Source organism: Polaromonas sp. A23, from assembly GCF_002001015.1.
Classification (GTDB): Bacteria; Pseudomonadota; Gammaproteobacteria; order Burkholderiales; family Burkholderiaceae_C; genus Polaromonas.
In genome coordinates this window covers 79,037-102,174 of the sequence record NZ_MUNO01000041.1, presented here as the reverse complement: position 1 = coordinate 102,174, position 23,138 = coordinate 79,037, and the positions used below count along the sequence as shown (strand labels likewise).

The 23,138-nt window shown below is 60.3% G+C and carries 31 protein-coding genes; 15 read left to right on the top strand and 16 right to left on the bottom strand.

The window, feature by feature from the left end; genetic code table 11:
- Positions 1-162: 162 nt before the first annotated feature.
- Together B0B52_RS18830 and B0B52_RS18825 are read right to left on the bottom strand one after the other, a co-directional pair.
- Positions 163-1,161, bottom strand: a complete 999-nt coding sequence (locus B0B52_RS18830; RefSeq protein ID WP_217349816.1) for an aldo/keto reductase — start codon at positions 1,159-1,161, stop codon at positions 163-165.
- Between the two features lie 42 nt (positions 1,162-1,203).
- Positions 1,204-1,599 carry a MerR family transcriptional regulator gene (locus B0B52_RS18825; protein WP_077595202.1) on the bottom strand — a complete coding sequence of 132 codons (396 nt, stop codon included), beginning with the start codon at positions 1,597-1,599 and terminating at the stop codon, positions 1,204-1,206.
- Between the two features lie 142 nt (positions 1,600-1,741).
- Here B0B52_RS18825 and B0B52_RS18820 point away from each other — a divergent pair, with 142 nt between their 5' ends.
- A complete protein-coding gene (locus B0B52_RS18820) occupies positions 1,742-1,993 on the top strand; it encodes a hypothetical protein (protein WP_077595243.1) in 252 nt (83 codons plus the stop codon).
- Positions 1,994-2,105: 112 nt separating this feature from the next.
- Here B0B52_RS18820 and B0B52_RS18815 read toward each other — a convergent pair whose 3' ends face one another.
- On the bottom strand, positions 2,106-2,555 hold the full coding sequence (locus B0B52_RS18815; RefSeq protein WP_077595201.1) for a hypothetical protein: 450 nt from the start codon (positions 2,553-2,555) through the stop codon (positions 2,106-2,108).
- Between the two features lie 211 nt (positions 2,556-2,766).
- Positions 2,767-3,483 (bottom strand): B3/4 domain-containing protein, encoded by a 717-nt coding sequence (locus B0B52_RS18810; RefSeq protein ID WP_077595242.1) that lies wholly within the window; start codon positions 3,481-3,483, stop codon positions 2,767-2,769.
- Positions 3,484-3,969: 486 nt separating this feature from the next.
- Between B0B52_RS18810 and B0B52_RS18805 the strand changes: the two genes are divergently transcribed.
- Positions 3,970-6,702, top strand: coding sequence for a PAS domain S-box protein (locus B0B52_RS18805; RefSeq protein WP_168173592.1), 2,733 nt, complete (start codon positions 3,970-3,972; stop codon positions 6,700-6,702).
- 117 nt (positions 6,703-6,819) lie between these two features.
- On the opposite strand, the gene B0B52_RS18800 is transcribed toward B0B52_RS18805, so the two are convergent.
- Complete coding sequence (locus B0B52_RS18800; RefSeq protein WP_139352010.1) at positions 6,820-7,152, bottom strand: hypothetical protein; 333 nt, start codon at positions 7,150-7,152, stop codon at positions 6,820-6,822.
- Positions 7,153-7,400: 248 nt separating this feature from the next.
- Between B0B52_RS18800 and B0B52_RS18795 the strand changes: the two genes are divergently transcribed.
- The gene (locus tag B0B52_RS18795) at positions 7,401-8,072 is read left to right on the top strand and encodes a DUF1439 domain-containing protein (protein ID WP_254425770.1); all 672 of its coding nucleotides are present in this window, start codon (positions 7,401-7,403) and stop codon (positions 8,070-8,072) included.
- 100 nt (positions 8,073-8,172) lie between these two features.
- Here the strand turns inward: B0B52_RS18795 and B0B52_RS18790 are convergent, their stop codons facing one another.
- The 8 genes from B0B52_RS18790 to B0B52_RS18755 all read right to left on the bottom strand — a co-directional run bounded on the left by B0B52_RS18790 (position 8,173) and on the right by B0B52_RS18755 (position 12,810).
- Entirely contained in the window at positions 8,173-8,934 is a 762-nt protein-coding gene (locus B0B52_RS18790; protein WP_077595198.1) for a carbon-nitrogen hydrolase family protein, read from the bottom strand.
- An 84-nt stretch (positions 8,935-9,018) separates the two neighbouring features.
- Positions 9,019-9,429, bottom strand: coding sequence for an SRPBCC family protein (locus B0B52_RS18785; RefSeq protein WP_077595197.1), 411 nt, complete (start codon positions 9,427-9,429; stop codon positions 9,019-9,021).
- Positions 9,430-9,488: 59 nt separating this feature from the next.
- Positions 9,489-9,869, bottom strand: a complete 381-nt coding sequence (locus tag B0B52_RS18780; protein ID WP_077595196.1) for a RidA family protein — start codon at positions 9,867-9,869, stop codon at positions 9,489-9,491.
- 91 nt (positions 9,870-9,960) lie between these two features.
- Positions 9,961-10,467: a hypothetical protein gene (locus tag B0B52_RS18775; protein ID WP_077595195.1), complete on the bottom strand. Its 507-nt coding sequence runs from the start codon at positions 10,465-10,467 to the stop codon at positions 9,961-9,963.
- 57 nt (positions 10,468-10,524) lie between these two features.
- Positions 10,525-10,884, bottom strand: a complete 360-nt coding sequence (locus B0B52_RS18770) for a DUF1801 domain-containing protein (RefSeq protein WP_077595194.1) — start codon at positions 10,882-10,884, stop codon at positions 10,525-10,527.
- A 96-nt stretch (positions 10,885-10,980) separates the two neighbouring features.
- Positions 10,981-11,400 carry a hypothetical protein gene (locus B0B52_RS18765; protein WP_077595193.1) on the bottom strand — a complete coding sequence of 140 codons (420 nt, stop codon included), beginning with the start codon at positions 11,398-11,400 and terminating at the stop codon, positions 10,981-10,983.
- A gap of 16 nt (positions 11,401-11,416) precedes the next feature.
- On the bottom strand, positions 11,417-11,776 hold the full coding sequence (locus tag B0B52_RS18760; protein ID WP_077595192.1) for a DUF6559 family protein: 360 nt from the start codon (positions 11,774-11,776) through the stop codon (positions 11,417-11,419).
- Between the two features lie 119 nt (positions 11,777-11,895).
- Positions 11,896-12,810 (bottom strand): LysR family transcriptional regulator, encoded by a 915-nt coding sequence (locus tag B0B52_RS18755; RefSeq protein ID WP_077595240.1) that lies wholly within the window; start codon positions 12,808-12,810, stop codon positions 11,896-11,898.
- A gap of 136 nt (positions 12,811-12,946) precedes the next feature.
- Between B0B52_RS18755 and B0B52_RS18750 the strand changes: the two genes are divergently transcribed.
- Positions 12,947-14,413 (top strand): MFS transporter, encoded by a 1,467-nt coding sequence (locus B0B52_RS18750; RefSeq protein WP_077595191.1) that lies wholly within the window; start codon positions 12,947-12,949, stop codon positions 14,411-14,413.
- 19 nt (positions 14,414-14,432) lie between these two features.
- On the opposite strand, the gene B0B52_RS18745 is transcribed toward B0B52_RS18750, so the two are convergent.
- The gene (locus B0B52_RS18745) at positions 14,433-15,137 is read right to left on the bottom strand and encodes an aspartate/glutamate racemase family protein (protein WP_077595190.1); all 705 of its coding nucleotides are present in this window, start codon (positions 15,135-15,137) and stop codon (positions 14,433-14,435) included.
- 110 nt (positions 15,138-15,247) lie between these two features.
- Here B0B52_RS18745 and B0B52_RS18740 point away from each other — a divergent pair, with 110 nt between their 5' ends.
- Together B0B52_RS18740 and B0B52_RS18735 are read left to right on the top strand one after the other, a co-directional pair.
- Positions 15,248-15,874: a LysE family translocator gene (locus B0B52_RS18740; RefSeq protein WP_077595239.1), complete on the top strand. Its 627-nt coding sequence runs from the start codon at positions 15,248-15,250 to the stop codon at positions 15,872-15,874.
- Between the two features lie 21 nt (positions 15,875-15,895).
- On the top strand, positions 15,896-16,219 hold the full coding sequence (locus B0B52_RS18735; RefSeq protein ID WP_077595189.1) for a low molecular weight protein tyrosine phosphatase family protein: 324 nt from the start codon (positions 15,896-15,898) through the stop codon (positions 16,217-16,219).
- Between the two features lie 118 nt (positions 16,220-16,337).
- Here the strand turns inward: B0B52_RS18735 and B0B52_RS18730 are convergent, their stop codons facing one another.
- On the bottom strand, positions 16,338-16,985 hold the full coding sequence (locus B0B52_RS18730; protein WP_077595188.1) for a TetR/AcrR family transcriptional regulator: 648 nt from the start codon (positions 16,983-16,985) through the stop codon (positions 16,338-16,340).
- Between the two features lie 132 nt (positions 16,986-17,117).
- Between B0B52_RS18730 and B0B52_RS18725 the strand changes: the two genes are divergently transcribed.
- From B0B52_RS18725 to B0B52_RS18695, 7 genes are all read left to right on the top strand, one after another.
- On the top strand, positions 17,118-17,591 hold the full coding sequence (locus tag B0B52_RS18725; protein ID WP_077595187.1) for a VOC family protein: 474 nt from the start codon (positions 17,118-17,120) through the stop codon (positions 17,589-17,591).
- A gap of 3 nt (positions 17,592-17,594) precedes the next feature.
- A complete protein-coding gene (locus B0B52_RS18720; protein WP_077595186.1) occupies positions 17,595-17,942 on the top strand; it encodes a GFA family protein in 348 nt (115 codons plus the stop codon).
- Positions 17,943-17,995: 53 nt separating this feature from the next.
- Positions 17,996-18,427 (top strand): VOC family protein, encoded by a 432-nt coding sequence (locus B0B52_RS18715; RefSeq protein WP_077595185.1) that lies wholly within the window; start codon positions 17,996-17,998, stop codon positions 18,425-18,427.
- Positions 18,428-18,441: 14 nt separating this feature from the next.
- Positions 18,442-18,789: a YciI family protein gene (locus tag B0B52_RS18710; protein WP_077595184.1), complete on the top strand. Its 348-nt coding sequence runs from the start codon at positions 18,442-18,444 to the stop codon at positions 18,787-18,789.
- A 73-nt stretch (positions 18,790-18,862) separates the two neighbouring features.
- The gene (locus B0B52_RS18705; protein ID WP_077595183.1) at positions 18,863-19,345 is read left to right on the top strand and encodes a DUF1579 domain-containing protein; all 483 of its coding nucleotides are present in this window, start codon (positions 18,863-18,865) and stop codon (positions 19,343-19,345) included.
- A gap of 56 nt (positions 19,346-19,401) precedes the next feature.
- Positions 19,402-20,109, top strand: a complete 708-nt coding sequence (locus B0B52_RS18700; RefSeq protein ID WP_077595182.1) for a DUF899 family protein — start codon at positions 19,402-19,404, stop codon at positions 20,107-20,109.
- Positions 20,110-20,123: 14 nt separating this feature from the next.
- A complete protein-coding gene (locus B0B52_RS18695; protein ID WP_077595181.1) occupies positions 20,124-20,525 on the top strand; it encodes a GFA family protein in 402 nt (133 codons plus the stop codon).
- A gap of 169 nt (positions 20,526-20,694) precedes the next feature.
- On the opposite strand, the gene B0B52_RS18690 is transcribed toward B0B52_RS18695, so the two are convergent.
- Positions 20,695-20,994 carry a hypothetical protein gene (locus tag B0B52_RS18690; protein WP_077595180.1) on the bottom strand — a complete coding sequence of 100 codons (300 nt, stop codon included), beginning with the start codon at positions 20,992-20,994 and terminating at the stop codon, positions 20,695-20,697.
- A 296-nt stretch (positions 20,995-21,290) separates the two neighbouring features.
- Between B0B52_RS18690 and B0B52_RS18685 the strand changes: the two genes are divergently transcribed.
- Positions 21,291-22,253 carry an ABC transporter ATP-binding protein gene (locus B0B52_RS18685; protein WP_077595179.1) on the top strand — a complete coding sequence of 321 codons (963 nt, stop codon included), beginning with the start codon at positions 21,291-21,293 and terminating at the stop codon, positions 22,251-22,253.
- Positions 22,250-23,011 (top strand): ABC transporter permease, encoded by a 762-nt coding sequence (locus B0B52_RS18680; protein WP_077595178.1) that lies wholly within the window; start codon positions 22,250-22,252, stop codon positions 23,009-23,011. Before B0B52_RS18685 ends, B0B52_RS18680 begins: the two co-directional genes overlap by 4 nt.
- Positions 23,012-23,138: the final 127 nt, after the last annotated feature.

The following is a 23,138-nucleotide window of genomic DNA, read 5'->3' as shown; positions in this document are numbered from 1 at the left end:
TAAAAAGGATTGAAGATGCCGCCCGGCTGACGCCTGTCAGCGCAGCCCGTTGCGGCGACCGCATTAGATGCCCGAAGTCTAAAAGGAATCTTAAAACTCGCCGCTCGGACACAGCGCCCTGGTTGAGAGCTGCGCAGAGGTGTGCGACCCGGCTGCACTGGCTCAAGCGTTGACTGAGCCGAGAAAGGATGCAGGATAGCGCAGGCCGGCTGCAGCGTCGGGCGGGAAGGCCTTGTCGAGCTGGGCCAGTTCGGCCGGGCTCAGCGTAACGTCGAGCGCGGCGATGTTCTGGTCAAGATAGGTGCGGCGCTTGGTACCAGGAATGGGAATGATGTCGTTGCCCTGTGCCAGCACCCACGCGAGCGCGACTTGCGACGCGGTGACGCCTTTGGCCACGGCCAGTTGCTTGACGGCATCGACCAGGGCCAGGTTGCGCTTGAAATTTTCTTCGGCAAAGCGGGGCGAGAACTTGCGGCGGTAGTCGTCGGCGGGCAGATCTTCGGGCTTGCTGAACGCACCCGTGAGAAAGCCGCGGCCCAGCGGCGAATAGGCGACAAAACTCACACCGTGCTCGCGGCAGGCGGCCAGGGTACCGGTAACTTCAGGGTCGCGCGTCCACAGCGAATATTCGCTTTGCAATGCAGCGATGGGGTGCACCTTGCAGGCGCGGGCAACGGTGGCAGCCGATGCTTCAGACAGGCCGAGGTAACGCACCTTGCCGGCCTTCACCAGCTCGGCCATGGCGCCCACGGTGTCTTCAATGGGCACGGTTTTGTCGACGCGGTGCTGGTAATAGAGGTCAATCTGGTCGATGCCCAGGCGCTTGAGGCTGGCGTCGCAGCTGGCTTTGACGTATTCAGGCCGACCATTGACGCCTCGTACTGTTTCGTCGACCGGGTCGCGCATGATGCCGAACTTGGTGGCGATGAACACGTCTTTACGGCGACCGGCGATGGCCTTGCCGATGAGCAGCTCATTGGTATGCGGGCCATAGATGTCCGAGGTGTCGAGAAAATTCAGGCCGCGGTCCAGCGCATGGTGAAGGGTGGCGATGGACTCGGCATCGTCACGGTTGCTGTAGAAGTCGCTCATGCCCATGCAGCCGAGGCCGATGGCGGAGACGGAAGGGCCGTTGCGGCCGAGGGTGCGGGTTTTGATCATGGTGTCCTTTGGATGGGTAAGTGGAGTGGGTAGATGGCTGGGTCAGGCGCGTTTGGGTACAACGCGCAGTTCTTCGTACAGGCCGATCTTTTTGCGGATGTACTGCAGGGTTTCGCGCTGGGCGCGTATGCCGGCTTCCAGTCGCGCGGCATGTTCTTCCAGCAAGGTTTGCCGCTCGGCCAGGCTGCCGGCGGTATTGCCTTTGCGCAGCAGCTGGGCGTAGCGCTGCATGTCACGCATCGACATGCCCGTGGCGCGCAAGCGCACCAGAAACTCGAGCCAGCGCATGTCGGCGTCGCTGTAGCGGCGCGCGCCGCTACGCCGGTCAATCGGCGCAATGAGGCCGATCTGTTCGTAATAACGCAGCGTGTAGGCGCTCAGCCCCGAGGCTTCCGCGGCTTCGGCAATGCTTAAAGAGACGGTGGGTGCGGTGGTCATGCATTGACTGTAAAACTTCGAGCGCACTCGAAGTCAAGCCCCTGCTTTGCGCGGGGTGTTCTGGCCGTGACCGCGGGTAAAAACCGCCTGCCCGGTACCTGGAGCGACAATGGGGCATACCCAGCAACGCCAGAGCAGCACCATGACCGAAGACCTGAACCGAAAAAACGAACTGAAAAAGATGGTGCTGTGCGATTCATGCGCCGGTATTCAGCGCAACTGGCGCAAAGCCCCGGGCCACCCCGAGCTTGTGCAGGGCGCCAACCGGCAGGAGAAGCGCGGCGGCCATCTGGTCAACGTGACCAAATACAGCTGTGACCGCTGCGGCACGGCGTGGGAATACGAGAACGACAAAAGCAACCTGCATGCGGGTTGGTCGGTGGTGGGGCGGTAAACCGCTTTTTCGATTCAAGTTCTGAGGCGACATGCGCCCATAAAAAAAGACAGGCCAGGCCTGTCTTTTTTTTGTTTCGACTTGGCAGCTGTTAACAGCCACCACTTCGCAATTACTTGCTGCCGGCTGCTTTCGCGTCGGCCTTGCCTTCTGCCTTGACTGCATTGGTTTCAATGCTGGCATTGGCCTTGGTGGCTGCAGCATCAGTCTTGACAGTTTCCAGCTTGGCATCGGCCTTGATGGTGGCCTTGTCTGCTTTTGCATCGGCCTTGCCGGTTTTGACAGCGGCTTTTGCATCTACCTTGTCGGCTTTAGCGGCAGCTTTGGCTTTCTTAGTGTCAGCTGCCATTTCTGCTTTTTCAACCTTGGCGTCGGCCTTGGCATCCACCTTGGCTTCGCTTTTCACTGCAGCTGCCACGGCCTTGTCGGCTTTGACTTCTGCCTTCGTTGTTGCGGCAGTAGCAGGCACAGCTGGTGTGGCAGGTGTAGCGGGTGCAGTGACTTGTGCAAATGCAGCGCCGGTAACCAGGGTAGCGATCAAGGTGGCAAGTAATTTGTTCATGAGAGTCCTTTGAGTAAGCATGTTGTGACCAGCTGAAAATCATGATGATCCAGTGTTCAACGCTTCACAAAGACATGCCGGGGACACAACACACATGCTGTTTCAAGACAGCGCATTCGCTTTACATGTGTGTCTTGTACATACTTCAGCCGTTGCAGTTGGGCTCTAAAAAATTCACGCGCCCCGTGTAGGCCGAAGCGCCATCGGTGTGTCAGTGCGTTGCCTGCCCCGCTTCAAATTCAAAGTGCGGTTTGGAGCGCGTGAGCACACGGGCCTTGGACTTGGCCGCCGGCCACGCGGCCGATATTTCCTGCATGAGGGCGGCCAGGAGTGTGCGCACGTCTTGCGAGGCCAGGTCATGCAGGGCTTCGACCACGATCAATGCTGAGGTGGTGCCGGCGCTGACGGCTGACAGGCTGCTTTGCCGGTTGGTCCATCGGCGCGCGTGGGCACTGCCGGCCACGTCGGCAAAAATGATTTCATCGGGCTCGGGGTGTTCGACCTCGCCGGAGAAGGTTTCGTAGTTTTCGGTGCCGGTGGCGTAGCGCACTTCGAGGTCGCCGGAAATTTTATTGATGTCGAATACGGCGATGGGAATGGCAAAGGCGGCCGAGATGGCGTTGCACAAGTCCACCAATGGGTGCAGGCGCGGCAGCTCGTTTTCCTTGCGCAGGCGGCGCAGCAATGCTTCTGCCGCGCAGCGGTATTTGGTGGGCTTGAGCCCCATGATCGAAAACGTGGCGCGCCAGGCCTTGATTTCCGGCAGCTCGCCTTCTGCGTTGGCTGCCAGCCGGGCCGCGGCCATGGCGCTGAAACGCGCGACCTGTTTGTCCACGGCTGCATGCCGGTTGACACCCTGTATCACCATCGCACCCGGTACCAGCTCGGGGTGGTGCGCCCAGATATCACTTGCGTGACTGAAAATCATGCCCATTCCTCCTGCTGCCAATGATGCGCCAAGCGCGGGCTTCCCGCAACGACAGCCTGTCCCTCCTGTTTTCATAGCTGCTTGCACTCATAGACATTGGGCTACTGGCCGATTCCATGGCTAAAAGGCGAAGTGTCAAGCACTGGCCACCTGCAGCACCGCGCTAGTGCAGTGTTGCATGCTTGATGGGACAAATAAAAATGATGGATTTTGAGTCAGGGCAAGGCGCAAACCACAGCGATACCCCAGGTATCGCGCGGATTTGCAACGCAGCCATGGCACAAAAGACGCATTTTTATGTTCCAGATAGCGTGCAACACTGCACTAGGCATACCACCAGGGAAGGAGTACTCTGCGCATCATCGAGATGGCGGGAAATCCCACATACCATTGCCGTGCCGGGAGGTGTCAAATCAAGCTGGCAAGGTTCAAGATAGACAGGTGGCCGTGGATTGCCCGCAACAAGGGAAAGAGACGCAGGACAGCATGCAACAGAAAGACCAAAGCCTGCACGAGCGCATCGCGGAGCTGACGCGTCTGAATGAAAACCTGGCGCGGCAGGCAGGCGCGCAGGCACCCGCGAACGGAGACCCCGGCACTGAAGGCGACCAGCACTTCAGTAGCGCCTTCGAAAACGCAGCCATCGGCATGGCCGTTCTGGCGCTTGATTCGCACAGGCTCCGCGTGAACCAGGCGTTCAGCGACATGCTGGGGTATTCGAAGGCCGAGCTGCTGACCACGGCCGTTTTCGACGTCACCCATCCGGAAGACCTGGCGGAAGACCTTCTGCAGCGCGAGCGTGCACTGGCCGGTGAAATTGAAACCTACCAGCGGGAAAAGCGTTACCTGCACAAGTCGGGCCACATTGTGTGGGCTCACCTGACCTGTTCACTGGTGCGGGGTGCTGACGGAACGCCGCTGCACTTCATCTCCCAGATGCAGGACATCACCGAACGCAAGCGCGCCGAGCAAATACTGCGCGAAGGCGAAGAGCGTTTCCGCGCGCTGGTCGAGCTTTCCAACGACTGGTTTTGGGAGCAGGACGAACACTTTCGCTTTGTCCAGATCTCGGGCGATGTGGCAGACATGGCGTCCGTGACGAGTGCACAAAGCATTGGCAAACTGCGCTGGGAGCTTGCCCATGTGGGCATGGATGACAGTGTGTGGGCGGCACACAAGGCACTGCTTGAAAGGCATGAAGCCTTCCGGGATTTTGAAGTGACCCGGCTTGACTCCAAGGGCGAGGTCCGCTACCTGAGCATCAGCGGGGTGCCCATCTTCGACGCCTCCGGGCGCTTCACCGGTTACCGGGGAACTGGCAGGGACACGACAGCGCTGCGCCGCTCCACCGACAACCTGCGCGCCAGCGAGCGGCTGCTGCATGAAATCACGGACACCATCCCGGCCTTGGTCGCTTACGTCGACTCTGAGCAACGCTGCCGTTTTCACAACCGGGCCTATCAGGACGCCTTCGGCCTGACAAGTGAACAACTGCTGGGCAAGACCATGCGGGAGCTCATGGGCGACGAATATTACGAAAAAACCCTGCGTTCGAAGGTTGAAGAAGTGCTGGCTGGCTATCCGGTCGTCTATGAACGCAAGCAACGCGTGGCGCGTGGCGGTCGTCGCCACTTCGTGGTCAACTATTTTCCGCGTTATGGCGATGACGATGATGAAGGCAAGGTGATCGGTTTTTATTCGCTGGCGACCGACATCACTGAGCTCAAGCGGATTGACCAGCTGAAAAACGAGTTTGTCTCGACGGTGAGCCATGAGCTGCGCACGCCGCTGACCTCCATACGAGGTTCGCTTGGCCTGATAGCCGGCGGTGTCGCGGGCAAGCTGCCGGACGCAGTGCAGAGCCTGGTCGGAATTGCCAAAAGCAATTGCGAACGCCTGATTCGCCTGATCAACGACATTCTGGACATTGAAAAAATCGAGTCCGGCAAGATGAAGCTGGAACTGCAGCCGGTGCCGCTGGTCCCCCTGATCACGCAGGCGGTTGCCGCAAACGAAGGATTTGCCCTGGCAACCGGGGTGCGCCTGGCGCTTCACTGTGAAGACGAGAACATGCATGTCAACGTGGAGCCGGACCGGCTGACCCAGGTTGTGACCAACCTGCTGTCCAATGCCCTGAAGTTTTCACCTGCAGACGGCACCGTGGATGTTCATGTCAAGCGCCAGGGCCTGGGTGTGCGGGTAGAGATACACGATCACGGCCCCGGAATTCCCGAGGAGTTTCGTGGGCGCATTTTCCAGAAGTTCTCACAGGCGGACTCGTCGGACACACGGCAAAAAAGCGGTACTGGCCTGGGGTTGAATATTTCGCGCGCCATCGTGGAACGAATGGACGGAAGTATCGGTTTTGAAACCGAATCCGGAAAAGGCACAACGTTTTTCTTCGAGCTGCCGGAATGGAAACTGCCCGTGACAACCTTGCCCGGCCAGCCGCTACCGCCGCGGCGGCCCCGCATTCTGATCTGCGAGGGGGACGTTGATGTGGCGAGGCTGATCGGCATCATGCTTGACAAGGCCGGCTACGACTCGGACATGGCGCACAGCGCCGAGCAGGCGTCCGAATTTCTGGCGCGGGGCGGCTTCGACGCCGTGACGCTGGACCTGAAGCTGCCCGGCCAGACGGGCGGCGAATTTCTCGACGCGCTGCGGAACGACGAAAAAACCATGTCTTTGCCGGTCGTGGTCATCTCCGCACTGCCAGGCCAGGGAGAACTCAAACTTGATCAACGGCCTTCGGCGGTGTCTGAATGGCTGCCCAAGCCGATTGACGAAGACCGGCTCATCTCGTCAATGCAGCGCGCCGTCTCGGCGCTCAAGGGCAGGAAGCCGCGCATTCTTCACGTTGAAGACGACCTGGATATCCAGCACATCACCGCGGCCATTGCAGCGGACTTCGCCAGCTTCGAGTTTGCCGCCACGCTTGCAGAGGCGCGCGAATGCCTGCTGAGCAAACCGTTTGACCTGGTCCTGCTGGACCTCTCCCTGGGCAAGGAGTCGGGGTGGGATCTGGTCGAGGTTATTGATACGCTGGACCCCCGGCCGTCGCTGATTGTCTTCTCGGCAAGCGATGTGCTCCCGGGCGGAAGATCGCGGCCGGATGCGGTGCTGCTCAAGGCCTCGACATCGAACGCCGATTTGCTCCACACCATCCAGCGTGTCCTCAAAATGCCGGAGGCAACTGAGCCACCGCCGACCGAGTAGAGAGAAATGAATGCGTCATCACCAGACGCTATTGTTTTTATAGCTATCAGCGCCCGTCGAATAAGGGGAAAGCGGCGATTTTGCTTATGAATTTTGTCAAAACACCTTAAATCGGCTTTATCTGCGGTGGCGCGGCAGACCCGGCAGGCGCGGGAGCGGAGGCCCCTCGCGCAAGCGGTCGTGAATGCTCTCGCGCACGCCATGGCCGGGGTGCGGCACGTGCACCTGCGGCACCATGGGTACCGGAGCCACCTGCTGGTACGGCCGGCTGTAAGTACGCGGATAGGAGCGATAACCATAGTGGTATGCCCCGCCGTAGATATAGGTGGGCTGCTGGACCACCCCATAAGGCACCACCATCGGCGTCTCATAGGTCTCGTAGGCAGGTGCTGGGTACACCGCGCAGCCCGACAGGGTTGCAGCAGCCAGCACGAGTAGCGTCGTTTTCATGAAAATATCCTGACACCCGGTCGGTAAGACATCCGGGCCATGCCAGTAGGCCCTGATGAGGTGTCGCGGGTGTATAGCTTATGTGGCCATGCGTGTATGCAGGTTACAAGGTGTGCAGGTCAAAAACGGTGCATCCTCCTCTGCGCGCGGCGGGCGGGCGTGCAACCTGCCTGCAAGCCGGGCATCGGCCTACATCGCAAGGCGGGCCCGTTGCTTAGCCTTGCTGACTTGACCACTTGAACACTGCCATGAAATTTCAGGCCACTCGCACCGTGAACACCGACACCACGTTCCCTGCTTCTTCCTGTGCTGCAGCCGCGCAGCAACCCGAGCATCCGGAAGGAGAAGCCATGCAGCGCCGCGCGGTGTTGCAGCTGGCGGTGGGCGCAAGTCTTGTTTGGGCTGCGGCTTCGACACTGCGCGCGGCGCAGGCTCAGTCTGGTTACACCGTTACCACCGAACAAATGCGCGAGGCGCTGGGCAAACGGTTTCCGCGGCGCTACAAGGCCGGCAGCTTCTTTGCGATAGACATGCAGACGCCCAACCTGCGACTGCTGCCTGAACAGAACCGCCTGGGTGCCGCCATTCAAATGGAAGCCAGCGGCCCAGCGCTACCCGACCGCCACAACGGCGTGTTCGATCTGGACTTCGCGCTGCGTTATGAAGCCGCCGATCAGTCGATTCGCGCGCATCAATTGAAAGTCAACGCCCTGCGCTTTTCAGGCATGCCCGCGCGGCAGGCGGAAATTCTTGAGGCTTACGGCCCGGCGCTGGCCGAGCAAACCCTGCAGGATGTGGTGCTGCACCAGCTGCAGCCCAAAGACCTGGCCTTGACTGACGGCATGGGCCTGGAGCCCAGCACCATCACCGTGACGCCCAAGGGCTTGGTGGTGGGTTTTGTGGCGAAGCCGCTGCGTTGAGCGAAACTGCCCGCTCAGGCTACGGCTTGAGATTCACTGTGGCGCGAGGTGGAAGTGAGCGAGCGCCGGAACGCGGTCTGGACGTCAGGAGGGATCAGCTTTATGCCGCGAGTACCTCGCCGCTCCATTCTCCTGCGCGATGAGAGGCAATGACGAGAAAATCGCCGGCGCCGGGTGCTGCGACAACCAACTTTCCACCCGGTGCCCAAAATGAGCTTCTGCCTGCGGAGACATAGCCCCCAGAGGGCCCCCCATGATTGGACATGAGTACGCCGACGTTGAGTTCGGTGGCGTAGCGGTGCAGCTTGGCAGAGTCGGCTGCATAACCGGCCTCCGACACAAGGACGCTCGCCAGATAGAGTGACGCCCCGGTAGCTGCCGCGCTCACAGCGTGTTGTTCGTGCGAGGTATCAGCGCAGATTGCCAACGCAAACGACTTGTCAAAAAAGGCATGGCTATGGCTACCCGCTGCACCTTCAACAACATACCTCTCTTCGCCGGGGTGCAGGTATTGCTTGCAATAGACCGAGGTACTTCCGTCCGGCAAGAACGTGATGGCAGCGATGGAGGGTGCAACGCCCTCGCCGCGGTCAAGGGGTGCGCCGACAACCACCGTCATGCGGGTCTTTTGCGCCAGGTCCCGGATGGGCGCCAGACGGCTGTCGTCGGGCTGCAGGCGGCAGTCTTGGAGAAGCGGCAACTCGTAGCCACTGAGCGACAACTCGGGAAAGACGAGAAGGTCGACTTGTGCCTGATGCGCCGTCTCGATGAACTTTGTGTGCGTCCGCACGTTCGCGGCGACATCGCCCGCTGTGCTGACTGTCTGTGCGGCTGCAATTCGAATGGAGGGAGTGGGTTTCATGGACTGGGAATCAGGTCTTCGAACACTAGGCGTCCGACATGGATGCTACTGCCATTGCTGTCGAACCACCCCGGGATGAAAGCGTCAGGCCTCGGCCGACGCCTTCAGCTTGGCTAACGTGACCGGAAGGCCTTTGTTCAATTGCGAACCGATGACTCGCCCCAGCAGGAACGCGAGCGCGCCTGAGAAGGTGACGCGATGAATGACCTTGGTGGCCTCTTCCATGGGCAGTAGTTCATGCTCGAAGACCATGCGAAAAAGAGGAATCCTGACCTCAACCGTGAACGAGCGATCCGAAACTACCGACGTAAGAAGCATGGGGACAGTGTTGCCCTTCGTTGGCGTGAGAGAGCCGCGCGTTCCGGCCTGAAACGGCCCACCTATGGATGAGGCCTTGGTGTCTGGATCCCAGCGATTCCAGTTGGAAACGTCGGCATAAAGAGAGAACAACCGCTCGGGCGCCGCGTTGACGAGGACGGAGTGCTCAACTTGCATAGGTGTACGGAGTAGTGGCGACTCTGTGCCGCCAAAGTTGGACGTAAGGGGCAGAGTGGTCAGGCCTCGGCAATGGCTGCGACGGACACCTTCAGGCCAGGAACGCGCGCGGGCAGCTTGGCGCCCTGGCGGGCGGGCGGATTCGAAGGGAACCACCTGAGCCACTCCTCGTTCATTCCCGCGAAATCATCTTCGTCCGCCAGCACAACCGTGACACTGACGATCTTGTCCAGGGAGCTGCCCGCTTCCTCAAGAATGGCCTGTATGTTGGTCAGGCACTGCCGGGTTTGTTCCTGAATGGTTGTGCCCTTGAACGCGCCCGTAGCAGGGTCAGCCGGGCTTGTACCCGAAACAAAAACCAGGCCCGCGGCCTTGACTGCCTGGCTGTATGACGGCGGCGGCTTGGCTGCCTTGGGGGTGAATACGATTTGACGGGTCATGGTGCTTCTTTCAAGAGCATGGGTAGAGGGGAGGCCGTGTTTTGAACGCGTGACGTTAATAGGTGGTCAACGGTGGAGTGAGTCCGTCGGGTCAGTACGTCGTTGAAGGTTTCGGCTTGAGCCCTGTTCGTTTCAAGAACTCTTCAGTCAGTTGTTCAGCTCCGGGGTTCAGGCCCGACACATCCAGTTTGAATTTTCTTTTGCGATTTCCGCTGCCGTCTTTCAGCCTCACGTACAGAAACAGGAACGGAGACCGGCCGCCATAGCCCAGCCAGTATGAATCGATGTCGGCCCAAAGCACGCGCACTGCACCAAAAAGACCCTGGTAGATAAACCCGCGTGGATAGATCGCAACTCGCCGGCCGGGACCCAGCAACCTGCGCAGGCAAAGCAGAAGTAGCCAGCCCAAAAGGAATAACGAGAGTCCCGCAACTACCCGCGCTGCCAATGGAATAGATAGCTGAGAACCAAAAGGGCCAGGCAAGAACAGCAGCGCCATCGGCGCAAACATTACGGAACTCGCGGTCGCCATAATCAAATAGCCGAACCGTCCATACCAGGAGGTTCGGTATTCGGGAATTGGCGAGTTCTCACTCATTCAGCGACGAATAAATTGTTGACTGATGGTTGGATCAGATCTTGTTGCAATAGACTCTCACGCCTTCGCTGCCAGCTTGAGCGCTAGAACAAGATATTCACGGACATGCTTGCCTGTGATATCCGAAGCCGATGACAATTTGATGTGGCGGCGGAACTTGCCTTCGCCCTCAAGCACCTTGAACTTGTCTGGAAGTGATGCGCCCTCACCGAACTCCAGGGAAACGTGCTTTGCATAGGAGAAGATTCCGCAAAATGGCTTTCCAGCGGAGAACAGAAAGCCGCCGTATTTCACCTCTTCGGTGATTGAGGAATCCAGACCAAGAATGATTTTTCTCAGCGCCTGCACAAGCTCGAAGCGTTCAGGATCGAGAAGACGTATGTCTTCGAGCAGTTTGGAAATTCGGTCGTTGGCCACGGTGTCAGGATTTGTAGTATTGCTTGAACACGGGGCTGGGCTCGCGTTCGGAGTGCAGCCCCATCAGGTAGATCATGATTTCTCTATCGCGATAGCCTACAACGAAACATAAGCTGCATACACCAGCGCCGCTGCAGCCAGCCCCGATGCCCAAGCACCCAGCAGGTTGCCTGCAAACACCAACCGTGCCGACAGCGGCCCGCCCGATGACAAACCACGGTGGCCGGCGAGGGCGGCCAGGGGCAGTGAGAAGCAGAAGGCGTACGACGAGACGATGAGGGAGACGGCGATAAACCAGTGCAGGGCCGCGCCACCTGCCAGGTGCGACAGCAGTGCGCCGACCGCAAGCATGACTGTTGCGCCCATTGGCAGGCTGGCATGGGCCACGCGCCAGGAGTGGACGATGTGCGCAGCGGCCTGGCGTTTGATGGCGCTGGCGTAAGGGCCACCGCAGAGCAAGCCGAACAGCAGCACGATGGTGCCGTGAAAGATGAGATGGCGGGCGGGTGTGTTCATGTGATGCCTGGATGTATCAAATGTCAAAGAAATCGAAAGCCGACAGGTCTATATCGGGAAATTGCAGCCACGAGAGGTCGAGGTCGAACCACGAGCTGTCGCCCCCGGTGCTGACCGATGACAACATGTCGCCCTTCATGGACAGGTAGTCGCAGCTCTCGCCTATGGACTCGTGGTAGCTGTCAAAGTCTTCGTGGGTGTTGAAGGTGGCATGAGACCAGCAGCCAAAGTCGGCCTTGATGCCTTGCCGGCGGTTGGCGTTTTTAACTTGCTCGACGGTGTAATAGGGGTTTTTGCCGTAGTGCCTGAGCAGGTCGTTGCCTACCAGGCTGACTTGTTTGCGGCGATCCGATGGACTGATGGCGCAGGCTGGCATGCAAGCTTCCTCCCTTTTTTGTTCCCCGTAATGTATCCGGAGAAAACTGCGCGGCCGACAGACGAGGGACGACAAATTTTCTGCCCCCTGGTCTGACGGCGATGCGCCCTGGCAGCGGATCAGGGCGCTGTTGAATCTGCGGGGTGGTCTGCGCAAACGTCGCGTACGCAGCCGCGCAGCCAGCGATGCGCCAGGTCAGCATGCAGCCGCGGATGCCAGAACAGCGAGACCGTGATCTCCGGCACGGAGACTGGAAGGGGAAAGCTGTACATGCCGGCGCGCAGGTTTTCGGTGTGCCGCTCGGGAACACTGGCAATCAGGTCGGACGTTCGGGCGAGTGCCAGCGCTGCCGAAAACCCCGCGACTATGGTGACGACTTCCCGTTCCAGCCCTAGCGGATTCAAGGCTTCGTCAATCGGCCCTTTGTCCTGGCCCCGCCGCGAAACACAGATGTGCCTGCCTGCCGCGTAGCGTGCCGGCGTGAGCTTGCCCTGGCTCAAGGGGTGCCCCATGCGTACGACGCCAACGAAGCGGTCACGGAACAAGGCCTGCACCCGCACCTCCGGCCCTGTTGTTTTCCCCAACACACCTGTTTCCAGGTCGACAACGCCATCGCGTAGGGGCGTGCTGTCTTTGTCGGATTTTTGCATGAAGCGCAGCCGTACACCGGGCGCCTCCTGGCTGATGCGGGCAATCAGCTTGGGGCCGAAGTTCTCCACAAAGCCGTCGCTGGTGCGCAGGGTGAAGGTGCGCACCAGCTGCTTGAGCCTGAGTTTTTTGGCCGGACGCAAAACCGCCTGCCCGTCTTGCACAAGCTGGTTCACGCGTTCGCGCAGCTCCAGCGCCCGGGGTGTGGGAACCAGGCCGCGCCCGGCCCGCACCAGCAGCGGGTCACCGGTGGTCTCGCGCAGGCGCGCCAGTGCCCGGCTCATGGCGGAGGGGCTGAGCCGCAAACGCTCTGCCGCACGTGCAACGCTGCCTTCCTGAAGCAGCACGTCCAGGGTGACAAGCAGGTTGAGGTCGGGCAGGGTCATGCGCCGACCATAGCGCAGTTTGACCGTGACATGGCGTTGAGTGCATGAATAAAATGCAAATGCTGCGTCTTCCGCCACACCGGACAAAGAACTACGCTTGAGACAGCTCCATTTCGGGAGCCAGAAAACGGAGTTCATGGTGACGTCAATCAATACAAATCAAGATACGGCAAGCAGTGAAAGCGAAGGTTCGAAGCAGGTAATTTCGGTGCGGTGGGCGCTTGCCAGCCTTTCGTTCTCGATGCTGCTGTCTTCGCTGGGCACCAGCATCGCCAACGTGGGCCTGCCAGCGCTGGCACAAGCCTTCAACGCGTCTTTTCAGGAAGTGCAGTGGATCGTGCTGGCCTATCTGCTCGCCATCACGACCTTGATCGTCAGCGTCGGGCGGCTGGGCGACATTGTTGGCCGAAGGCGTCTGCTACTTGCCGGAATTTTCCTGTTCACAGCGGCATCAGGCCTGTGCGGCATGGCGCCTACGCTCTGGCTGCTGATTGGCGCACGGGCGGCCCAGGGCCTGGGGGCAGCCGTCATGATGGCACTCACCATGGCCTTTGTCGGCGAAACGGTGGCCAAGGCAAAAACCGGCAGCGCCATGGGCCTGCTTGGCACCATGTCCGCTGTTGGCACCGCGCTCGGTCCGTCACTCGGTGGCGTGCTGATTGCCGGGCTCGGTTGGCAAGCTATCTTCCTCGTCAACATGCCGCTGGGTATTCTGGCTTTTCTTCTTGCGTACCGTTACCTGCCTCTTGACCAGCAGAAGCCCAATGGCGCCCGCGCAGGTTTTGACCTGGTGGGCACGTTGCTGCTTGCCCTCACGCTCGCGGCGTATGCACTGGCCGTCACGATGGGGCGTGGCAATTTTGGTTCGCTCAATCTGGTTTTGCTGTTGGCTGCTGGCCTTGGGGCCAGCCTCTTCGTGTTCACTGAGGCGAGGGTGGCATCGCCTTTGATCCGGCTGGCCATGTTCCGCGACCCCATGCTGAGTGCGAGCCTTGGCATGAACGTGCTGGTCTCGACGGTGATGATGGCGACTCTGGTGGTGGGGCCGTTTTATCTGTCCCAGGGGCTGGGGCTCAAGCTGGCTTTTGTTGGCTTGGTCATGTCGATGGGCCCGATCATCTCCGCACTGAGCGGTGTACCCGCCGGGCGCCTGGTGGACCGCATGGGCGCGCCGTTCACGGCCGTTGCTGGACTCACTGCCATGGCAGCGGGTGCGCTTGCGCTGTGCGTGCTGCCGGCAATGTTCGGCGTGCTGGGCTACATGGTTGCCATCGCCGTCCTGACGCCCGGTTATCAACTGTTTCAGGCGGCCAACAACACCGCCGTCATGGTTGACGTGTTGCCGGAGCAACGAGGCGTCATTTCCGGCATGCTCAGCCTCTCACGCAATCTTGGGCTGATCAGCGGAGCCTCCGTGATGGGCGCGGTGTTTGCGTTTGCATCGGCCTCTGTTGACATCACAGCCGCACCGCCCGAAGCCGTTGCTGCCGGAATGCAGGTCACGTTTGCAGCGGCGGCGATTCTGGTGGTGATTGCGCTGGCCATGGCACTTGCCAGCCGAGCCACGGCAACGCGCCGGATACTGCCTGCCAAAGTGTCGTGAGGAGAAGCCGCATTGGTTTTCAGGCCGACTCCGGCTCCTCGATGGCACGCTGCAATGCAGCCCGAGCCAGCAGGCGTGTCGAGTCCAGCGTGGGCAATGCCGAGTTGCCGTCGTTGATGATGAGCGGGATCTCGGTGCAGCCGAGCACGACGGCGTCGCAACCTTCGCTCTTCATTCGTTCAATGACGCGCTGGAAGCTGGCAACCGCCTCGGGCCTGAAAACCCCGCACACCAGTTCGTCCATGATGATGCGGCCCAGCTCGTCGCGCTCTGCATCGCTGGGGCGCAGGTATTGCAGGCCACGCGCAGCGAACTTTTCGGGATAGACCTCGCTGCGTACCAGCCAGCTTGTTCCAGTGATGCCGATGCGGCGAAAACCGCGGCGCACGGCTTCGTCGGCCACCACCTCGGCAATATGCAGCCAGGGCAAGGGCGAGCGCGGCTCTACATAGTCAAAGGCCTGATGAATGGTGTTGTCGGGGCAGATCAAAAAATCGGCGCCGATGGCGGTGAGCTTGTAGGCGGAGGCGATCATAAGTTCGCCCACGCCTTTCATGTCGCCACGCTCCAGGCAGTCCACATACTCGGACAGCGAGGGTGTGTGCATGGAGATTTCTGGGTGCGCGTGGGGCCCGAGGAGCTGTGCACCCTCGGCGCAAAGAGTGCGGTAGCAAAGGGCAGCACCTTCGGCGGAGCAGCCGACGATTCCAATGTGTTGTGGCATGGGCGTTGAATTCCTTCCAAAGCAGTTTTACAACAAGTCTGGCAAGGCTGCCCGCGAGGCCGGGCAAAGCCGCTATGCTGGCTGTTTTCTCTCTGAACAAGGCTTCACTCATGCTCACCACGCTTGTCACGATCGCGCTGTTGCACTGGGTTGTTCTTGTGACACCGGGCGCCAATGTGCTTGTCATTTCCCAGTTGGCGGCGGGCGGCCAGCGCAGAAGCGCGCTGTATGCCAGCTTCGGTGTGACCACTGTGGCGGTGACCTGGGCCTTGTTGGCCATTCTTGGCGTCAACGCCGTATTCGCGGCCATGCCGGGGCTGCGCTTCGCGCTACAGGTCGCCGGGGGCATCTATCTTTGCTACGTAGCGTGGCGGCTGTGGCGCTCCGGCGCATCTGCCAATGGGCAGGCGGCTGAAATGCTCGCGCCGTATGCTGCCTTTCGGCTGGGCTTTCTCACCAACATCATGAACCCCAAGTCGGCGCTGTTCTTCGGCAGCGTTTTTGCGACCGCTCTTCCGCAAGACCCCAGTACCTCGCTGCTGGCCTGGGCTGTGGGCCTGGTTTTTCTGAACTCTCTTGGCTGGCACATCTTTCTGGCCCTGGCATTTTCGCACCCGCGCGTGCAGGCGGGTTACGCGCGCCAGCGGCAGCGGCTGAACCGCATTGCCGGCGCCATTGTGGGTGCGTTGGGCCTGCGCCTGCTGGTCACCACCGCCAACGAAGTCCGCGCGCGCTGAGCGCTGACGACCCAGGTGCGCATGCAGCGGCTACTTTTCATATGCAGCAGAAACCGCCTTCGCAGTCCCACGGCGGAGCAGCAGTTTGCAGGCCGCCCTGGCATTGAAACTGACTCAGCCGGCCTGGCGCCGGACGCGGACACACCGCTCGATGCGGAGCAGGTTCGCTGGGCCGATGTGATCTTCGTGATGGAACGCGCGCACCGCAACAAGTTGGCGCAACGGTTCGGCCCGCAGCTCAAAGGTAAGAAACTGGTGTGCCTGGACATTGCAGACAACTACACCTTCATGCAACCGGAGCTGGTGGCACTGCTTGAGAAGAAGATGGCGCCCCATCTGCGCTGAGCCTTGCTGAAAAGCCGTTGCCATGGTTTCCCGCGGCTGACTGCATTTGCTCTCTTTTTAATAGCTGTTCGCGCCCGCGGGATAAGGGCCAACAACCCCTTTTATTGTTAATCGGCGGTCACAGGCCCTTTTCGACCATGTCCAGCAGGCGCTGCCCAATCTGCGGCAGCTGCGGGCCAATCATTGGCCCCAGCGGGCCGTCAACGACCAGCATGGCCAGCCCATGCACCGCTGACCAGGCAAGAAACTCGGCGCCGGGCCGGCGCTCGGGCGGCATCACGCCGGCTTCCACCAGCTTGTCGAGCGCGGCGCCCAGCAGTTCGAAAGGATTGAGGCCACCGGGGCCGGCGGTTGGCGTTTCTGGCGTGCCCTGCATCAACACGTCGGAGCGGGCAAAGGCGGTGCGGAACAGGCCGGGCTCGGTTTGGGCGAAGCGAAGATAACCGCTGCCCACGGCACGAACACTGGCGCGGGCGAAGTCGGCCGCCGGCAGACCGGCGGGCAGGCTGGCCAGCTCGGTTTCCATGGCCGCAGCCACCGCGGACAGCGCCGCCGCGCGCACCGCATGCAGCAGGGCCTCGCGGCTGGCGAAGTGGCGGTAGGCGGCATTGGGCGCCACACCCGCGCGGCGCGTGGCTTCACGCAGCACCACAGCATCAGGCCCGCCCGTGCGCGCCAGCTCAATGCCCTCTTCCAGCAGCGCGCGCCGCAAGTCGCCATGACGGTAGGTGCTGCGGGGAGGCGGGGTCACCGAAGGGAAGGGCATGTTTTGTTACGTTTAATGTGGACAGCGTCCATTATCTTTGCTATTCTCTTGTGGACGCCGTACACAATACCGTTGATTTTGAGGTTCGGCAACTGTTTTGAGTTATTTCCAAATTTTTCCAAGGAGTCCGGCATGCAAAAAATCACCACGTTTCTGACCTTCGGCACCCAGGCCGAAGAGGCTCTCAATTTCTACACCTCGGTCTTCAAAAACTCGAAGATCGGCGATGTCCGGCGCTACGGCAGCACCGGGCCAGGTGTGCCAGGCTCGTTCATGACGGGCACTTTCGAGATCGAGGGCCAGCAGTTCATGGTGCTGAACGCCGGCTCAGACTTCGGCTTTGCGCCAGGCATATCGCTGTTTGTAGACTGCAAGACGCAGGAAGAAGTTGACCATCTGTGGGAAAAACTTTCCGACGGCGGCACCATCCAGCAATGCGGCTGGCTGCAGGACAAGTTCGGCGTGTCATGGCAAATCATTCCCGGCGAGCTGATGAAGATGATGGGCGACAAGGACCCGGTGAAGACAGAGCGCGTCATGAAAGCCATGATGCAGATGGTCAAGCTGGACATCAAAAAGCTGCAACAAGCTTACGCAGAGGCCTGAGCCATGAACTACAAGGGAAGCTGCCACTGCGGCGGCATCGCCTTCGAAGTGGAGGGCGAACTCGCCGGGGCGTTGGCCTGCAACTGCTCGATCTGCTCACGCAAGGGTTCGCTGCTGTGGTTTGTGCCGCACGACAAGCTGCGGCTTCTCACGCCGGAAAAAGACATCAGCACCTACGTCTTCAACAAACATGTCATCCAGCATCGGTTTTGTCCGACATGCGGCATCCATCCTTTCGGCGAAGGTGTAGACCCCAAGGGCAACAAGATTGCAGCCATCAATATCCGCTGCCTGGAAAACCTTGATCTGGCAAGCGTTGCAGTGACACACTTTGACGGACGCGCGCTGTAGGTCTGCTACAAGCGCGCCAATTGATTTCTCAACCATTGCAAAAGGAGCACACCATGAAAGTCGAACCGTATCTGCTTTTTAACGGTCGCTGCGAAGAGGCCCTGAACTTTTACCGCACGGCGCTGGGCGCTGAAGTAACCGGGCTGATGCGCTTCAAGGAAAACCCGGAGCCCATGACGGGCCCGGACGGCTGCGCGCCGCCACCCGGCACCGAAGAAAAAATCCTGCACGCGAGTTTTCGCATTGGCGAAACAACCGTCATGGCGTCTGACGGCATGGCCTCGGGCAATGCGGAATTCAAGGGCATCTCGCTGACGATCACCGTGCCGACAGATGCAGAGGCCGAGCGCCTGTTCAAGGCGCTGAGCGCGGGCGGGCAGGTGCAGATGGCCATTGGCAAAACTTTCTACGCCACGGCTTTCGGCATGGTGGTGGACCGCTTCGGTGTTTCGTGGATGGTGATTAACCCGCTGCCCATGCCTTGAAGGAGCGCTTCCGAATGCAATATCTGCTGATCATCTGCCACGACGCGTCCTTTGTACCCACGCCTGCACTGGTCGGCGAGATCGGCGTTTGGGTCAAGGACATGGAAAAACGCGCCATCCTGAAGCAGAGCAACCCGCTGCGCCCGCCCGGGGAAGCGACGACGGTGCGTGTGCGGGAGGGCAAACGCGTACTGACCGCCGGCCCCTTCGCCAACAGCAAGGAAAAAATGGCTGCATATGGGCTGATTGAATGCGCCGACGAACAGGAAGCGATTGACATTGCCGCCAGTCACCCAATGGCCAAGGCGGCAACGATCGAGGTAAGACCGGTGTGGTCCGACCTGCCGCAGATGGCCTCATGAACACGCCTGCATGAAATCGGATGCACGCCGGCCACGGGGCGGCCGCTCTTTTTTGCCCTTAGGAGATTGTTGAATGGAAAGCAAACCGCAAAAGGAACACCAGTGGCTGGACCAGCTGCTGGGCGAGTGGACCATGGAGGGTGAGTGCGACATGGGCCCCGACGCGCAGGTCATGAAGAGTTCGGGCACTGAACACGTGCGCAGCCTCGGCGGGCTGTGGGTGGTCTGTGAAGGCACCGGCACCATGCCCGGAGGCGGCACCGCCGAGATGCTGATGACCCTGGGCTACGACGTGGAGAAAAAGACTTACCTCGGCAGCTGGACCGGCTCCATGATGTCGCACATGTGGATTTATCGCGGCACACTGGACGCAGCCGGCAAGGTGCTGACGCTGGACACCGAAGGCCCCAGCTTTGCCGGCGACGGCAAAACGGTGCGTTACCAGGACGTGATCACCATCAAAAGCAAGAACGAGCGGACATTGCACTCGCAGACGCTGCAGCCGGACGGCAGCTGGAAGCGTTTCATGACGGCGACATACCGCCGGGTGAAGTAGCGCTTTCCGGCCCGGCCAACAAAGCGTCACACAAACCAACTAGCTGGAGAGTGACCATGAGCACACAGCAAGCACTGAAATCGGCAAACGAACTGGCGCAGAAGAACGGGGTTCGTTTTCCGAACGAAAGTGGCGACTACCGCCGCGCGCGTGACGCGCTCCTCGCCGAGGAGATCGAGCTCAGGCGCCACATCGAAAAAGTGGCGCTGCAGCGCCGCGAGCTGCCGCCCGGCGGCGTGCTGCCGAAAGACTACGCCTTTGAAGGCGAAGACGGCCCGGTGCGCTTGTCGGAACTGTTCGCAGGCAAGCAAACGCTGGCTGTTTACAGCTACATGTTCGGGCCCCAGCGCAAACAGCCTTGCCCGATGTGCACCTCGCTGCTGTCGGCCTGGGACGGCGAAGCCGAAGATGTTGCGCAGCGCATCGCACTGGTGGTGGTGGCGCGCTCACCCATCGCGCGCCTGCTGGCGTTCAAGAAAGAACGCGGCTGGCGTCACCTGAGGCTTTATTCGGATACCAGTGGCGATTACACGCGCGACTATGTGAGCGCAGACGACGCGGACGAGCCGGCCTTCAATGTCTTCACGCGGCGCGACGGCAGCATGCGTCATTTCTGGAGCGGCGAGATGGGGATGAGCACCGCAGACCCGGGCCAGGACCCGCGCGGCGCGCCCGACCTGATGCCGCTTTGGACCATCCTGGACAGCACGCCTGAAGGCCGGGGCGGCGACTGGTATCCTGAGCTCAGCTATTCCAAACCCTGATTTTTAACAGCCCCATGAAAAAGACTTTTCACGGCAGCTGCCATTGCGGCGCCATCCGCTTCGAGGCCGACATTGATCTGAGTATCAGCACGTACAGATGCAATTGCTCGATCTGCTCACGCAACCGGTTCTGGCCGGCCATCGTTGCCCCTGACGACTTCCGCCTGCTGTCGGGTCAGGCAGAACTGACCAAATACCTGTTCAACACCATGCGCAATGAGCACTTTTTCTGCAGGCATTGCGGGGTGCGCGCTTTCGGCATCGGCAAGACGCCCGACGGCAAGCGCATATACGGTGTAAACCTGGGGTGCCTGGAAGACGCCACGCCCGAAGAACTGGCCGCAGCCCCCATCACCTATGTGGACGGCAAACACGACAACTGGTCGGAAGCGCCGGCCATCACCAGTTACCTGTAGGGGTATCCCGATGTCGGCAGCCTTCGTGCGATCCGGTTACCGCTGTGCTGAACGGCACAAAAAACGAAACCCGCCAGGCCTGGCGGAGGAGTGTTCGCAAAAAAGGCTCCTGCCTGTTGGGGCGGGAGCCTTTTTCTGGCAGTGCAGTGCACTGCGATGGGCCGCAAGCTTACTTTTGCGGGACCACGATCACGGTGTCGCCCGTGGTGCCCTTGTCACCCGTTGCGCCTGTAGCGCCAGTGGCACCGGTGGCGCCAGTCGCGCCGGTTGCACCGCCGCTGGAACCCGTGGCGCCGGTGGAACCGGTCGAACCAGTTGAACCCGTGGAGCCGGTCGATCCGGTCGCACCGGTGGGGCCGGCAGGACCAGGCACTGTCACCACTGCGGGGGTGGGTGTGACAACGGTACGTTCGCAGGCAGTCAGACCGAGGGTAGCGACCAATGCGGCGAGCAGGATGGAATATTTCATGGGGAGTCCTTAGGAGTTGAGCGAAACATGCGCGTGAAATACGCGGGCAGTTTTTCTGCCTCGGCCATGAACTTCCAAAATTATTTCTGGGCAGGTGCAAAGGACGAACACTGAACTTAACCGTGCCGCACCTCGTCAGCTGTAGGACGGCCACACCACTGCCTGTCCCTAATCGGCGGGTCGGAACGCATGGGACACCGACAGACTGGCTTGAAAACCCCACTCAACCATTTTTGTCAGCACTCGATAGAATCAGCCGGGCCTGTTCCGGCACCACCTTCACTTCAGGACGCCGCGTGCAACCCATCATTTCAATCAAGCAACTCAGCAAGACCTACGCTTCAGGCTTTCACGCATTGAAGTCGGTTGACCTGACCATTCAGCGCGGTGAAATTTTCGCCCTGCTCGGCCCCAACGGCGCCGGCAAGACCACGCTGATCAGCATCGTCTGCGGCATCGTCAAGCCGAGCTCGGGCAGCGTGACGGCTGACGGCCATGACATCGTGCACGACTACCGGGCCGCCCGCGCCAAGATCGGACTGGTGCCACAGGAGCTGTCGACCGATGCTTTTGAGACCGTCTGGGCCACCGTGAGTTTCAGCCGTGGCCTGTTCGGCAAGCCGCCTAACCCCGCGCACATTGAAAAGGTGCTGCGCGACCTGTCGCTGTGGGACAAGAAAGACAGCAAGATCATGGCGCTGTCAGGCGGCATGAAGCGCCGGGTGCTGATTGCCAAAGCCCTCTCGCACGAACCGACCATTCTTTTCCTCGACGAACCCACGGCCGGCGTGGACGTGGAGTTACGGCGCGACATGTGGCAGATGGTGCGCAAGCTGCGCAGCAGCGGCGTCACCATCATTCTGACCACGCACTACATCGAAGAAGCTGAAGAGATGGCCGACCGCATCGGCGTAATCAGCAAGGGGGAGCTGATTCTGGTGGAGGACAAGGCGGTGCTGATGCGCAAGCTGGGCAAGAAGCAATTGACGCTGCAGCTGCAGGCGCCGCTGCAAAGCATTCCGGATGCACTGGCAGGGCTGCCGCTGGAGCTGGCCGAGGAAGGCCACGCGCTGGTCTATACCTTTGACACGCAGACCGAGGAAACCGGCATTGCAGCGCTGCTCAAACTGCTGGCAGAACTTCACATTGACTTCAAGGACCTGCATTCGAGCGAGAGTTCGCTGGAAGACATTTTTGTGAGCCTGGTGCATGCCGACAAACCCGCCACCACACCTGCTGCCACGAAGGAGGTCGCATGAACTGGCACGCCATCCGCGCTATCTACCGCTTTGAAATGGCGCGCACCTTCCGCACGCTGATGCAGTCCATCGCCTCGCCGGTGATTTCGACCTCGCTGTACTTCGTGGTGTTCGGCGCAGCCATCGGCTCGCGCATGGGCGACATTGACGGCATTGGTTACGGCGCCTTCATCATCCCCGGCCTCGTCATGCTGTCGCTGCTCAATGAAAGCATTTCCAACGCCGCCTTTGGCATCTACATGCCGAAATGGTCGGGAACAATTTACGAGTTGCTGTCGGCGCCTGTGTCGTCCATGGAAGTGGTCATGGGTTATGTGGGCGCGGCGGCAAGCAAGTCTGTTTTGCTGGGCCTGCTGATTCTGGCGACGGCGCGGCTGTTTGTGCCTTATGAGATTGCGCACCCATTCTGGATGTTGTGCTTTTTGCTGCTGACCGCACTGACCTTCAGCCTGTTCGGTTTCATCATCGGGCTGTGGGCAGACAATTTCCAGAAGCTGCAAGTCGTGCCCTTGATGGTGGTGACACCGCTGACCTTTCTGGGCGGGGCGTTTTACTCCATCAACATGCTGCCGCCGCTGTGGCAAAAAATCGCCTTGTTCAACCCGGTGGTCTACCTGATCAGCGGCTTCCGCTGGAGTTTTTACGGCGTGGCCGACGTCAACGTGGGTATCAGCGTGGCGGCCATTCTGTGCTTCCTGGCACTGTGCCTGGGCGCCGTGTGGTGGATCTTCCGCACGGGGTGGAAGCTGAAGGTCTGAAGAAAGCGCGGCACCCCGCGTGCTGCAGCCCTTCCGCAGTTGCTATCTATTTAGTAGCTGTTGGCGCACGATTAATATGGGCTAGCGGCATATTTTGCTTGCAAAAAGGCCGAAATGAGCACCCTGG